Annotated in this window: 11 protein-coding genes; 10 read left to right on the top strand and 1 reads right to left on the bottom strand. The window is 56.5% G+C overall.

All coding sequences use genetic code 11. The annotated features are described in order from the left end of the window. The first annotated feature begins 5 nt into the window (after positions 1 to 5). The 10 genes from ACTZWX_RS03300 to rluB all read left to right on the top strand — a co-directional run bounded on the left by ACTZWX_RS03300 (position 6) and on the right by rluB (position 12,839). A complete protein-coding gene (locus ACTZWX_RS03300; protein ID WP_058091183.1) occupies positions 6 to 710 on the top strand; it encodes a succinate dehydrogenase iron-sulfur subunit in 705 nt (234 codons plus the stop codon). Positions 711 to 1,027: 317 nt separating this feature from the next. After that, a complete protein-coding gene (locus tag ACTZWX_RS03295; protein WP_444712728.1) occupies positions 1,028 to 3,865 on the top strand; it encodes a 2-oxoglutarate dehydrogenase E1 component in 2,838 nt (945 codons plus the stop codon). Positions 3,866 to 3,890: 25 nt separating this feature from the next. After that, positions 3,891 to 5,108: a 2-oxoglutarate dehydrogenase complex dihydrolipoyllysine-residue succinyltransferase gene (odhB, locus tag ACTZWX_RS03290; RefSeq protein ID WP_072677188.1), complete on the top strand. Its 1,218-nt coding sequence runs from the start codon at positions 3,891 to 3,893 to the stop codon at positions 5,106 to 5,108. A gap of 35 nt (positions 5,109 to 5,143) precedes the next feature. Further along, on the top strand, positions 5,144 to 6,586 hold the full coding sequence (gene lpdA / locus ACTZWX_RS03285) for a dihydrolipoyl dehydrogenase (RefSeq protein WP_444712727.1): 1,443 nt from the start codon (positions 5,144 to 5,146) through the stop codon (positions 6,584 to 6,586). Between the two features lie 195 nt (positions 6,587 to 6,781). Next, on the top strand, positions 6,782 to 7,948 hold the full coding sequence (gene sucC, locus ACTZWX_RS03280) for an ADP-forming succinate--CoA ligase subunit beta (protein ID WP_061332180.1): 1,167 nt from the start codon (positions 6,782 to 6,784) through the stop codon (positions 7,946 to 7,948). Continuing rightward, positions 7,948 to 8,820, top strand: coding sequence for a succinate--CoA ligase subunit alpha (sucD, locus tag ACTZWX_RS03275; RefSeq protein WP_011784666.1), 873 nt, complete (start codon positions 7,948 to 7,950; stop codon positions 8,818 to 8,820). The genes sucC and sucD overlap by 1 nt, the downstream gene beginning before the upstream one ends. 195 nt (positions 8,821 to 9,015) lie before the next feature. Continuing rightward, positions 9,016 to 10,230 carry a tryptophan--tRNA ligase gene (locus ACTZWX_RS03270; RefSeq protein WP_444712726.1) on the top strand — a complete coding sequence of 405 codons (1,215 nt, stop codon included), beginning with the start codon at positions 9,016 to 9,018 and terminating at the stop codon, positions 10,228 to 10,230. A gap of 37 nt (positions 10,231 to 10,267) precedes the next feature. Further along, positions 10,268 to 11,095, top strand: coding sequence for a segregation and condensation protein A (locus tag ACTZWX_RS03265; RefSeq protein WP_152438273.1), 828 nt, complete (start codon positions 10,268 to 10,270; stop codon positions 11,093 to 11,095). A gap of 14 nt (positions 11,096 to 11,109) precedes the next feature. Next, complete coding sequence (gene scpB, locus ACTZWX_RS03260) at positions 11,110 to 11,778, top strand: SMC-Scp complex subunit ScpB (RefSeq protein WP_072677192.1); 669 nt, start codon at positions 11,110 to 11,112, stop codon at positions 11,776 to 11,778. 38 nt (positions 11,779 to 11,816) lie between these two features. Beyond that, complete coding sequence (gene rluB / locus ACTZWX_RS03255) at positions 11,817 to 12,839, top strand: 23S rRNA pseudouridine(2605) synthase RluB (RefSeq protein WP_444712725.1); 1,023 nt, start codon at positions 11,817 to 11,819, stop codon at positions 12,837 to 12,839. 16 nt (positions 12,840 to 12,855) lie between these two features. Here the strand turns inward: rluB and ACTZWX_RS03250 are convergent, their stop codons facing one another. Further along, on the bottom strand, positions 12,856 to 13,782 hold the full coding sequence (locus ACTZWX_RS03250; protein WP_444712846.1) for a GGDEF domain-containing protein: 927 nt from the start codon (positions 13,780 to 13,782) through the stop codon (positions 12,856 to 12,858). Positions 13,783 to 13,883: the final 101 nt, after the last annotated feature.

The raw sequence follows: 13,883 nt of genomic DNA, 5'->3' as shown, positions 1-13,883 counted from the left end.
TGAAAATGTTGGTAAGCCTGTATCGCTACAATCCGGAAACCGATAATGCCCCTTACATGCAGGATGTAGAGGTTGAGATTCCGGAAGGTAAAGACCTGATGGTCCTGGATGTTCTGAACCTGGTGAAGGAGAGGGATCCTTCCATGAGCTATCGCCGTTCCTGTCGGGAAGGTGTCTGTGGCTCTGATGGTATGAACATGAATGGCAAGAACGGCCTGGCGTGTATCACTCCGGTGTCGGATGTGGTCAAGAACAACAAGCTGGTTCTGCGCCCGCTGCCTGGTTTGCCGGTGATCCGGGACCTGGTGGTCGACATGAGCCTGTTCTACAAGCAGTATGAAAAGGTGATGCCGTACCTGGTGAATGACACCCCGGCACCCGCCATTGAGCGCCTGCAGTCTCCGGAAGATCGTGAGAAGCTGGACGGCCTGTACGAGTGTATTCTCTGTGCCTGCTGTTCCACGTCCTGCCCGTCGTTCTGGTGGAATCCGGACAAGTTCATCGGTCCGGCTGGCCTGCTGCAGGCCTATCGCTTCCTTGCGGATAGCCGTGATACCGCACAGGCGGAGCGTCTGGCCAACCTGGATGACCCGTTCAGCGTCTTCCGCTGTCGGGGTATCATGAACTGTGTCAGTGTATGTCCGAAAGGCCTGAACCCCACGAAGGCAATTGGCCACATTCGGAACCTGTTGCTGCAGCGCGCTACCTGAGAGCAAATTCTGTAGCACCAGCTATACTGGTGTTTCGGCACCAGTTTAGTACCCCGAAGGCCTCGCATTACGCGGGGCCTTCAACCAAAGGCTTATAGTCAAAGGTCTTAATGGAGTGCAAACTTAGGCCCGCTGCTTCGGTTGACTTATCCAGGATGCCGGGCAGTGTTGCCGAGTATAAAAAATCACTGGGGACGGAAAACATCCTTGCTGGGTGTGGTGGCCAAAGTCATGCCGTAATAACCCGTATTGACTGTGAATTACCCCTGGCCGACCATACCGGCTCCCCCGCACCAGCCCAAGGTGAGCTATTCAAAATGCACGAAAGCATCATGGAGCAGTTATGGCAGACTTCCCACCTGCAAGGTGGCAATCTGGCCTATGTTGAACAGCTTTTTGAAACCTACCTGACAGACCCCAACGCCGTTCCTGAAGAGTGGCGAAGCTACTTCGACAAGCTTCCCAGTGTTGATGGCTATCATGGCCGCGACATTGTCCACTCAACCATCCGCGAACAGTTTGAGCATATCGCCCGCAATCAGCGTTTCCTGGCCAGCAGTGGCGTACCTGCCAGTGCCACCTCAGATGCCGATAAAAAGCAGATTCGTGTTCTACAGCTGATCAATGCGTTCCGTTTCCGCGGACATCAGGAATCCAGGCTTGACCCTCTGGGTGTCTGGCAGCGTGAGTCTGTTGAAGATCTTGAGCCGTCTTTCCACGAGTTGGGCGAGTCGGATCTTGATCTGGAATTCCAGACCGGTTCACTGAACTTCGGTTCCGAAACGATGAAGCTCGGCGACATCGTGCAGGGCCTGCGCCAGACTTATTGCGAGAGCATCGGTGCTGAGTACATGCACGTGGTAGATACTCGCATCAAGCGTTGGTTTCAGCAGCGTATGGAGCCTGTGCGCTCACTCCCTGAGTACGAAGCTCAGACCCGCAAGCATATCCTGGAGCGTCTGACAGCTGCTGAGGGCCTGGAAAAGTACCTTGGCTCCCGCTATCCGGGTGTAAAACGCTTTGGTCTGGAAGGTGGCGAGAGCCTGATTCCATGCCTGGATGAACTGATCCAGCGAGCAGGCTCATACGGCGCCAAGGAAATTGTTCTGGGGATGGCCCACCGTGGCCGCCTCAACGTGCTGGTTAATACTCTCGGCAAAAACCCGAAAGAACTGTTTGATGAATTTGAGGGCAAGAAGCTCGCGGATTCGGGCTCCGGTGATGTGAAATATCACCAGGGCTTCTCTTCCAACGTGATGACCCCCGGTGGCGAAGTTCATCTGGCTATGGCGTTTAACCCGTCGCATCTGGAAATTGTATCTCCTGTAGTGGTGGGCTCTGTGCGGGCCCGTCAGGATCGCCGTGGCGATACCGACGGCAGCAAGGTTGTGCCAATTGTCATGCACGGTGACGCAGCGTTTGCGGGTCAGGGTGTTGTGATGGAAACCTTCCAGATGTCCCAGACCCGGGGCTTCGGCGTGGGTGGTACCATTCACATCGTGATCAACAACCAGGTTGGTTTTACCACTAGCCGGCAGGAAGATGCGCGTTCGACTGAATACTGCACAGACGTCGCCAAAATGGTTCAGGCGCCGATTCTGCATGTAAACGCAGACGATCCTGAAGCGGTGATGTTTGTTACCCAGATGGCCATGGATTACCGCAACGAATTCAAGCGGGATGTGGTCATTGACCTGGTGTGCTACCGCCGCCGCGGTCACAACGAAGCGGATGAGCCGGCGGCTACCCAGCCGCTCATGTATGAAAAGATCCGCAAGCTCAAGACCACCCGCAATCTGTACGCAGACCAGTTGGTTGAAGCTGGCGTGATTACCGAACAAGAAGCCAAGCAGATGGAGACCGACTACCGCGACGCGCTCGATAAGGGCGATCACGTGGTCAAATCGCTGGTCAAAGAGCCCAACAAAGAGCTGTATGTGGATTGGGCTCCGTACCTTGGTCATGAGTGGACTGCCAAGTGCAAGACCAGTGTGGCTCTGAAGACCATCCAGAAGCTGGGTAAGAAGATTACCGAGGTGCCTGAAGGCTTCAGCATTCAGCGTCAGGTTTCCAAGATCGTCAATGACCGCGAAAAGATGACGGCCGGCGCACTCTCACTGAACTGGGGCTACGGTGAGATGATGGCTTATGCCACCTTGCTGAATGAAGGTCACCCGATCCGCCTGACGGGTCAGGACGTGGGGCGGGGCACTTTCTCCCACCGCCACGCTGTTCTGCATAACCAGAAAGACGGGTCTACCCATATTTCCCTGCAGAACCTGAAAGACGAGCAGCCCAAGTTCGATATTTATGACTCGCTGCTTTCCGAAGAAGCGGTTATGGCATTCGAATATGGCTATTCCACCACCACGCCGGACGCACTGATTGTCTGGGAGGCCCAGTTCGGTGATTTTGCCAACGGTGCCCAGGTGGTTATTGATCAGTTCCTGACCAGTGGGGAGCACAAGTGGGGCCGTTTGTGTGGCCTGACGCTGCTGCTGCCCCATGGTTATGAAGGCCAGGGACCGGAGCACAGTTCAGCCCGTCTGGAGCGCTTCCTGCAGCTGTGTGCGGAGCACAACATCCAGGTGTGCGTGCCCACTACGCCATCCCAGGTATTCCACATGCTTCGTCGGCAGGTGAAGCGCCCGCTGCGTAAGCCGCTTGTGGCTATTACCCCCAAGAGCCTGTTGCGTCATAAAGAAGCCATTTCCGGCCTCGATGATCTGACCTCCGGTACTTTTCAGACCGTTCTGCCCGAGAAGGAGCCTTCTGATCCCAAGAAGGTGTCCCGACTGATTATGTGCAGCGGCAAGGTCTATTATGACCTGCTGGAGAAGAAAAAGGCGGATGAACGAGACGACGTCGCCATTGTCCGGATTGAGCAGTTGTACCCGTTCCCCGGTGATGATCTGGACGAGCTCCTGGCCCAGTACCCCAAGCTCAAGCATGTGGTGTGGTGTCAGGAAGAGCCGATGAACCAGGGTGCCTGGTACTGCAGTCAGCATCATATGCGTAACGCGCTGCAGCGCCTGAACCCCAAGTTACACCTTCAGTATGCCGGTCGTGAGGCTTCTGCTGCTCCTGCCTGTGGACACATGTCTGTTCACATCGAAGAGCAAAAGAAACTGGTTAACGACGCGTTTGAAATCTGACGAGCTACCGAACTAAGGATCCGTAATGTCAACAGAGATTAAAGCCCCCGTTTTCCCTGAGTCGGTCGCCGAAGGCACCGTCGCGACCTGGCACAAGCAGCCCGGTGAGGCATGCTCCCGTGACGAGCTGATTGTCGATATTGAGACCGACAAGGTTGTGCTCGAAGTGGTTGCGCCTGCTGATGGTGTGATCGAAGAAATTCTCAAGGGCGAAGGCGACACCTGCGAAAGCGGTGAGGTGATCGGCAAATTCAAGGAAGGCGCTGCGGGTGAATCCAAGCCGGCAGAGAGCAAGCCTGAAGCCAAGGCTGAGGCGCCGAAAGAAGAAGCCCCGGCTGCAACTTCCGGCGACGCCATCCTGAGCCCGGCTGCCCGTAAGCTGGCCGAAGAAAATAACGTTGACCCGGCCTCCGTCAAGGGCACTGGCAAAGACGGCCGTGTGACGAAGGAAGACGTGCAGAACTTTGTGGATAGCAGCAAGTCCTCCGGTGGTGCCGCTGCCAAGCCGGCAGCCATGCCTGAGGTAAATGTTGCCCAGGGTGAGCGTCCGGAGAAGCGTGTTCCGATGACTCGCCTGCGCGCCAGTATTGCCAAGCGTCTGGTGGATGCCCAGCAGACAGCGGCCATGCTGACCACGTTCAACGAAGTGAACATGGCGCCCATCATGGAGCTGCGCAAGCAGTACCAGGACAGCTTTGTGAAGCGCCACGGCATCAAGCTGGGCTTCATGTCGTTCTTCACCAAGGCTGCCACCGAAGCCCTCAAGCGCTTCCCGGCGGTAAATGCCTCGATCGACGGAAACGACATGGTGTACCACGGTTATCAGGATATCGGTGTTGCCGTATCCACGGATCGCGGTCTTGTGGTTCCGGTACTTCGCGATTCCGACGCTATGGGCCTGGCTGATATCGAGAAGAAGATTGTCGAGTACGGTACCAAGGCGAAGGAAGGCAAGCTGGCCATCGAAGACATGACTGGTGGCACCTTCACCATCACCAACGGTGGTATCTTCGGTTCACTGATCTCCACGCCGATCCTGAATCCGCCGCAGACCGCTATTCTGGGCATGCACAAGATCCAGGAGCGCCCGATGGCGGTGAATGGCAAGGTCGAGATCCTGCCGATGATGTACCTGGCGCTGTCATACGATCATCGTATGATCGACGGTAAGGAAGCGGTGCAGTTCCTGGTTGCGATCAAGGAAATGCTGGAAGACCCGGCCCGTATCCTGCTGGACGTGTAAGCTGACACTCAACGAATTCGATAACAGGAAAGATTATGTCCGATAAGTTCGATGTTATTGTCATTGGCGCCGGCCCCGGCGGTTACGTTGCAGCTATCAAGGCGGCCCAGCTTGGCCTGAAAACGGCCTGTGTGGAGTCCTGGACAAGCAAAGACGGTAAAAGCCAGGTTCTGGGCGGCACCTGCCTGAACGTGGGCTGTATTCCGTCCAAAGCACTGCTTGAGGTGACTCACAAATTTGAGGAAGCCAGCCACGATTATGAGTCCATGGGTATCATGACCAAGGGTGTTGATATCGATGTGGCGAAGATGATGGAGCGCAAGTCCGGCATCGTGCAGCAACTGACTGGCGGTATTGCCGGACTGTTCAAGGCTAACGGCGTAACTTCCATTCACGGTCATGGCAAGCTACTGGCTGGTCGCAAGGTGGAAGTTACCGACAAAGACGGCAAGACCAAGACCTACGAAGCCGACAACGTTATTCTGGCGACGGGTTCCAAGCCGATCGAGATTCCGCCTGCACAGTTTGACGGCGAGTATATCGTCGATTCTGAGGGCGCGCTGGAGTTCACTGAAGTACCCAAGCGCCTTGGCGTTATTGGTGCCGGTGTGATTGGTCTTGAGCTTGGCAGCGTTTGGGCCCGCCTGGGTTCAGAAGTGACTGTCCTTGAAGCTCAGGACAGCTTCCTCCCGGCGGTGGACCAGCAGGTCGCCAAGGATGCGCTCAAGCAATTCAAGAAGCAGGGCCTGAACATCATCACCGGTGCCCGCATGACCGGTGCCGAGGTCAAGCGCAAGCTGGTGAACGTCAGCTACGAAGATTCCAAGGGCAAGCAGGAAGCGAAGTTCGACAAGCTGATTGTTGCCGTTGGTCGTCGCCCCTACACCGACGGCGCCCTGGCCGAGGATTCCGGCGTGACCATGGACGAGCGCGGCTTCATTTTTGTGGACGATAACTGCAAAACCGAAGCGCCGGGTGTCTGGGCGGTAGGTGACATCGTTCGTGGCCCGATGCTGGCGCACAAAGCGTCTGAAGAGGGCGTGATGGTTGCCGAACGCATTGCCGGTCATAAGCCGCAGGTCAACTACGACTGCATCCCGAACGTGATCTACACCTTCCCGGAAGTGGCTTGGGTCGGCAAGACCGAAGAGCAACTGAAGGCCGAAGGTGAAGAATACAACGTAGGCAGCTTCCCGTTTGCGGCCAACGGCCGAGCCATGGCGGCGAATGCGGCCGCCGGTATGGTCAAGATCATCGCAGACGCTAAGACGGATCGTATCCTGGGCTTTCACGTTGTTGGTCCTCAGGCGTCTGAAATCGTTGCCCAGGGCGTTATTGCCATGGAATTCGGTTCCAGTGCAGAAGATCTGGCCCTGACCTGTTTTGCGCATCCGACTCTGTCAGAGTCAGTGCACGAGGCGGCCCTGGCTGTTGCTGGCGGTGCGATTCACGTCGCCAACCGTCGCAAGAAGAAGTAACGCAACACCGGAATCGGGGCGCCAATGTCGGCGCCCCGCTGCCATCATAAAGGCAGCTTTCTGTGTGCGTAACCGGCGGGTTCAGGCGATCCCTTGCCCGCAAGAACGAATTCGCGATTGGTATGCCAAGGGCGGTGTGCCAGCGGGTTCATTTCCGTACGTGGTTATCCTCCATCAATAGACGGGACATTAACTATGAATTTGCATGAATATCAGGGCAAGCAGCTTTTCGCTGAGTATGGCCTGCCAGTATCCCAGGGCATTGCCTGCGATACGCCTCAAGAAGCTGTTGACGCTGCCACTGAAATTGGCGGTGACGCATGGGTTGTCAAGGCTCAGGTTCACGCCGGTGGCCGCGGTAAGGCCGGCGGTGTAAAGCTGGTCAAGAACAAGGAAGACATCCGTGAGTTCGCCCAGAAGTGGTTGGGCCAGAACCTGGTAACTTACCAGACTGACGAGAATGGCCAGCCGGTAAGCAAGATTCTGGTTGAATCCCTGACAGACATCGATCAGGAGCTGTATCTGGGTGCGGTGGTTGACCGTGGCACCCGCCGTATCGTTTTCATGGCCTCCACCGAGGGTGGCGTGGAAATCGAGAAGGTTGCTGAAGAGACTCCCGAGAAAATCCTGAAAGCCGAAATCGATCCGCTGGTAGGCGCTCAGCCGTACCAGGGCCGCGAGCTGGCATTCAAACTGGGTCTGGAAGGCAAGCAGATTGGTCAGTTCACCAAGATTTTCCTGGGCCTGGCCAAGCTGTTTGAAGAGCGCGATCTGGCGCTGGTAGAGATCAACCCGCTGGTGATCACTCCGGCTGGCGACCTGCACTGTCTGGACGCCAAGATCGGCATCGACGGTAATGCGCTTTACCGTCAGAAGAAAATCCACGAAATGCGTGATCCTTCCCAGGAAGATGCTCGCGAAGCCGAAGCGGCCAAGTGGGAACTGAACTACGTAGCGCTGGAAGGCAACATCGGTTGTATGGTTAACGGTGCTGGCCTCGCCATGGGTACCATGGACATCATCAAGCTGTCTGGCGGCCAGCCTGCTAACTTCCTGGACGTAGGGGGCGGCGCGACCAAAGAGCGCGTTTCCGAAGCGTTCAAGATCATTCTGTCTGACGATGCTGTGCAGGCCGTTCTGGTCAACATCTTCGGTGGCATCGTGCGTTGCGACATGATTGCTGAAGGCATCATCGGTGCGGTCAAGGAAGTGGGCGTTAAAGTGCCGGTTGTGGTTCGTCTCGAAGGCAACAATGCAGAACTGGGCACCAAGGTGCTCAAGGACAGCGGCCTGAACATTATCGCCGCTACCAGTCTGGCGGACGCCGCAGAGCAAGTCGTTAAAGCCGCAGGGGGTAAATAATGAGCATCCTGATCAACAAAGACACCAAGGTTATCTGCCAGGGCTTTACCGGCGCACAGGGTACCTTCCACTCTGAGCAGGCCATTGCCTACGGTACCAAGATGGTCGGTGGTGTCAGCCCCGGTAAGGGCGGCACTGAGCATCTGGGCTTGCCGGTGTTCAACACTGTACGTGAAGCTGTAGAGAAGACCGGTGCAGAAGCGACCGTCATCTATGTTCCGGCTCCGTTCTGTAAGGACGCCATCATCGAAGCGGCCGATGCCGGCATTCAGCTGATCGTTTGTATCACTGAAGGTATCCCGACCATCGACATGCTCTACGCCAAAGAATACGTTGACCGTAAAGGCGTTCGCATGATCGGACCGAACTGCCCGGGTGTGATCACTCCGGACGAGTGCAAGATCGGCATTATGCCTGGCCATATCCACAAGAAGGGTAAGGTTGGCATCGTATCCCGTTCCGGCACCCTGACCTACGAAGCGGTCAAGCAGACCACTGACTTCGGCTACGGTCAGTCTACCTGTATCGGTATCGGTGGTGACCCGATTCCTGGCTCCAACTTCATCGACATTCTGAAGCTGCTGCAGGAAGATCCGGAAACCGAAGCCATCGTGATGATCGGCGAAATCGGTGGTACCGCCGAGGAAGAAGCGGCTGCGTTCATCAAAGAGAACGTCACCAAGCCTGTGGTTTCCTACATCGCCGGTGTCACTGCACCTCCTGGGAAGCGTATGGGCCATGCTGGCGCCATCATTTCTGGTGGTAAGGGTACCGCAGACGAGAAGTTTGCCGCCCTGGAAGATGCCGGCGTTAAAACCGTGCGCAGCCTGGCCGAAATCGGCAAGGCCCTGAAGGAAGTGACTGGCTGGTAAGCCCGCCATAACCTTCACCAAAACCCCCGGGTTCGCGAGAATTCCGGGGGTTTTACGTTATGGCGCCGGTGTTTTATATCGCTTTGCTTAACGCAGCGAGGTGTAAAGACTATAATGCCCGGCCAGCCTGATTTCCTGAGCCACCTCCGGTGGTGAAACCAGGCGCCTAATAAACAGAAATAAGGAGTTCGTGCTTTGAGTTCTGTAGATTCCCAGCAAAGGGTTTTGTCCGGTATGCGACCGACCGGCAAGCTTCACCTCGGCCACTATCACGGTGTGCTGAAAAACTGGGTGAAACTCCAGCACGAGTATGAGTGCTTCTTCTTCGTGGCAGACTGGCATGCCCTGACCACGCAATACGATGACACATCCGGTATTCAACAAAGTGTGTGGGACATGGTTATTGACTGGTTGGCCGCCGGTGTTAACCCGGGGTCGTCGACCATGTTCATTCAGTCTCAGGTGCCGGAGCATGCGGAACTGCACCTGTTACTCTCGATGATCACCCCGCTGGGCTGGCTGGAGCGTATTCCTACCTATAAGGATCAGCAGGAAAAGCTGCGGGAGAAAGACCTGGCAACATACGGGTTCCTGGGTTATCCGCTGCTTCAGACTGCGGATATCCTGATGTATCGGGCAGGCAAGGTGCCGGTGGGTGCCGATCAGGTCTCCCATGTGGAAATTACCCGGGAAATCGCTCGCCGTTTCAACCACATCTATGGCCGCGAGCCCGGTTTTGAAGAGCAGGCCGAGGCGGCCATCGTCAAAATGGGTAAGAAAAACGCCAAACTCTACCGCAACCTGAAGAAACGCTATCAGGAAGAGGGCAACATGGAGGCCTTGGAAACCGCACGGGCACTGTTGAAAGAGCAGCAGAACATTTCCCTGGGTGACCGGGAGCGGTTGTACGGCTATATCGAAGGCGGCGGCAAGGTAATCCTGCCAGAGCCCCAGCCGTTGTTGACGCCGGAATCGAAAATGCCGGGCCTGGATGGACAGAAGATGTCCAAGTCCTATAACAACTACATCGGCCTGCGGGAAGAGCCTGACAGCGTTTCCCAGAAAATCCGCACCATGCAGACAGACCCTCAGCGGGTGCGCCGGACCGATCCGGGTGACCCGGAGAAATGTCCGGTCTGGAGTATGCATAAGGTGTACTCAGACGCCGAGACTTGTGAGTGGGTACAGCAAGGCTGTCGCAGCGCTGGCATTGGTTGCCTGGATTGCAAAAAGCCATTGATCGATGCAGTGATTGAAGAGCAGCGGCCGCTTCACGAGCGGGCCCGGGATTATGAGAACAACCCGGATGTGGTTCGGTCCATTCTGGAAGAAGGCCGCGAACACGCGCGGGATGCGGCTCGCGACACCCTGGAAGAAGTTCGCGCTGCCATGGGCCTCAGCTACCGCTGAGTTCACCCGGTAGCCACTGCCAACGGCTGGAGAAGCCATGACCGACGAGACTGACGAGTTGACACATGCCCCGGCTGAGGCCGGCGAGCAGGTGCCTCTGGCTCTGGTTTCCGGCAAGCCGTTGGTGGATATCCCCAAGGATCTCTACATTCCTCCCGATGCCCTGGCGGTGTTTCTGGAGGCTTTCGAGGGTCCCCTTGATTTGCTGCTGTATCTGATACGCCGGCAAAACATGAACATCCTTGATATTGACGTGAGTGAAATCACCCGCCAGTACATGGACTACATCGGCGCAGTTGAAGCCATGCGCTTTGAACTGGCGGCCGAATACCTGGTGATGGCGGCCACGCTGGCAGAGATAAAATCCCGAATGCTGCTGCCCCGCCATGAAACAGACGATGACGAGGAACTGGACCCCAGGGCGGAGCTGATTCGCCGGTTGCAGCAGTACGAGCGGTTCAAGAAGGCTGCCGAAGATATCGATGAAATGCCGCGTATGGAGCGCGACATTTTTGCAGCGTCAGCTGCTTTACCGAAGCTGCCTTCGTCTCAGCCCCACCCGGAAGTGGATATGAAAGAGCTTTTGTTGGCTTTGCATGGCGTGCTGAAACGGGCGGATCTATTCACCAGTCACCATGTTGAGAAAGAACGGCTGTCGACCCGCGAGCGAATGTCTCACATTCTCTCAGTGCTTCAGGGCGACCGGTTTGTCACGTTTGAAAGCCTGTTTACCATTGAGGAAGGGCGGCTGGGTGTGGTGGTGACGTTCCTCGCAACGCTCGAACTGGTGAAAGAGCAGCTGATTGAAATTGTACAGGCAGAGGTGCTGGGCCCGATTCACGTGCGTGCCCGGGCTGCCAGCTAGGTGAAGGCCAGATTATGAACGAAGACCATCTTGCGCGTGTTCAGGCGATTGCCGAAGCAGCCCTGCTGGCGGCTGGAAAGCCCCTGTCGCTGGAACAGCTCAGAGAATTGTTTGTGGAAGACGAGCGGCCATCCCGCCAGGTGATGGAGCACGTGCTGGTGCAGCTGGACAAAGCCTGCGAGGGGCGAGGTTTTGAGTTGAAGAAGGTGGCCAGCGGTTACCGCCTGCAGGTGAGGGAAGAGCTGGCACCCTGGGTTGGACGCTTGTTCGAGGAAAAACCCCAGCGGTATTCCCGGGCACTGCTCGAAACCCTGGCCCTGATTGCCTATCGGCAGCCAATCACCCGGGGTGAAATTGAAGATATTCGCGGTGTTACGGTAAGCAGCAATATCATTCGTACCCTGCTTGAGCGAGAGTGGGTAAGAGTTGTTGGCCATCGCGATGTGCCGGGTCGCCCTGCAATGTACGCCACCACCCGACAGTTTCTGGATTACTTTAACCTGACAGGGCTGGATGAACTGCCACCGCTGTCTGAGGTTCGTGATCTCGAGGAAATTGGCCGGGAGATCGAACGAAACATACAGGGGGAGATTCAGTTTGAATCATCCCAAAATGACAGCAGTGACGACCCCGGACAACCCGGAGACAACCAGACTGCTGAATCGGAACAGACACTTCACTGATGTCAAAAGACATCGGTTAATCGGTAAGGACGTATTACATGGCGGCATCTAGCCCCGGAAAACAAGGCCCTGGAAAACCAGGTTCCAGAACCCGAGCATCTCAGGGCGATAAGGCTCTGACGGCGGGCCCTGAACGCATTCAGAAGCTGCTCGCAAGAGCGGGTGTTGGGTCTCGCCGGGAGATTGAAGGGTGGATGGAATCCGGGCGTTTACAGGTTAACGGCCAACCCGCGGAGCCGGGAAAGAAAGCCACAACGGACGACCGTTTCGAGCTGGATGGAAAGCAGCTGGATGTGTCAGCCGCCGCCCAGGTAGTTCGCAGGGTGCTGATCTACAACAAGCCCGAGGGCGAAGTCACCACCCGGAAAGATCCGGAGGGCAGGCCGACGGTATTTGACCGCTTGCCACGCCTGAAAGACCAGCGATGGATCGCCATCGGGCGGTTGGACATCAATACCACCGGGCTGGTGTTGTTCACAACTGACGGTGAGCTTGCCAACCGGTTGATGCACCCGTCGAGCCAGATTGACCGGGAATATGCCGTGCGGGTATTTGGTGAGGTAGACGACGCCATGCAGCAGCGTTTGCTGGAAGGTGTGTTGCTGGATGACGGCATGGCCAAGTTCTCCGACCTGGCACCCGCTGGCGGCAGCGGCATCAACCAGTGGTTCCACGTGACCCTGATGGAAGGACGGAACCGGGAAGTCAGGCGCCTGTGGGAGTCCCAGGGGGTTAGGGTCAGCAGGCTCAAGCGGGTGCGCTATGGGCCAATTTTCTTGCCAAGCCGCCTTACCCTGGGCAAGTGGGAAGAACTGGATCAGAAAGGTGTGGATGCCCTGAGCAAAGCAGTTGGCCTGTCGGCAGTGGATATTCCGCAAAAGACGCCCGGTGAGCAGGCGGCTCATGATCGCAGGCGAAGAAAAAGTCCCGGAAAATCTTTGCAGCGTGCTCGCAAGGGAACCTGGCAGGTCAGCGACGCTGCGCCCGCCAAGCCAAAGCGCGATGACCGCAAAGCAAGGTCAGGCGCAAAGAAGCCGGCTCGCAACAATCGGGGCGAATAAGCCCCCCGATTGTTGCTCAGGAAATACTGGCGAAAACGCGGGTGCAGTTGCGGCCCTGCGCTTTCGCCCGATATAACGCCTCGTCCGCCCGTGCCAGCCACTGCTCCGGCGCCTCGTCTGCAAGGTGGGTTGCCACACCGCAGCTGCCGGTAACCGTCAGCGGGGTCTCACCACCATCCACCCGAATACTTTCGATCTCCAGGCGAATGCGCTCGGCAACCTCTCGTGCTTCCTGCTCACTGGTGTGAGGCAGTAATACCGCAAATTCTTCCCCGCCAAATCGATACACTGTGTCCGAATTTCGAATGGCTTGTTCCAACTTCTCTCCAGTTCTGGCGAGGATATGATCCCCAACCACATGGCCGTGATTGTCATTGATCAGTTTGAAGTGGTCCAGATCGCACAGGATCAAGCTCCAGGGATCGCCATGCCGGTCGGCTAGCGCGCTTGCCCGCAGCAGAGCTTCGTCAAGGGCTCGTTTGTTGCCAATGCCGGTCAGGGCGTCGGTCAACGCGGCTTGCTCAATGGCGATGAACTGGCAGGCATTGCGCAGCGGGCAGATGGCTGCCGAGAGCATCATCTCCAGGCCAGTAAGTTCTTCGTCTGAAAACTTTTGCCGGCGATGAAAGGCGAGCGTGCCATAGTAACTACCCTCCAGCGTAAGGCGATACTCGCAGCGATGGGGCCCGCCCATACCGGTTGAGAACACAAAATCCTGCCGGGCAATCCGATGCCGGTAATTGAGGGCATCAAACGGGATGGTTTGTGCAACTTCCTCTGCAATGATGCCTAGTTGGGTTTCCAGTGACAGGGTGGTAGACAGTCGTTTTGCCATCTTGGTAAGAACATCAGGGGACTGGTTCCAGTCATGAAACGACTGCTTCAGGGCGGCCAGCCTGGCCGGCTGCGTCTTTGACGGCTGAATCGAAGTCAGGTTTTTCACAATGGCTCGCTCTGCTTCTGGAAACGGGTATAGTTGCAGCCTTACCAGCATGAACTGTGCCATTGAAAATAAAGACATAATAAACAATGGAGTATAATGTT

Origin of the sequence: Marinobacter sp. NSM, from assembly GCF_052380025.1 — a bacterium.
Taxonomy (GTDB): Bacteria; Pseudomonadota; Gammaproteobacteria; order Pseudomonadales; family Oleiphilaceae; genus Marinobacter.
The sequence above is the reverse complement of the archived record's forward strand: the minus strand, read 5'-3'. Positions and strand labels throughout refer to the sequence as shown.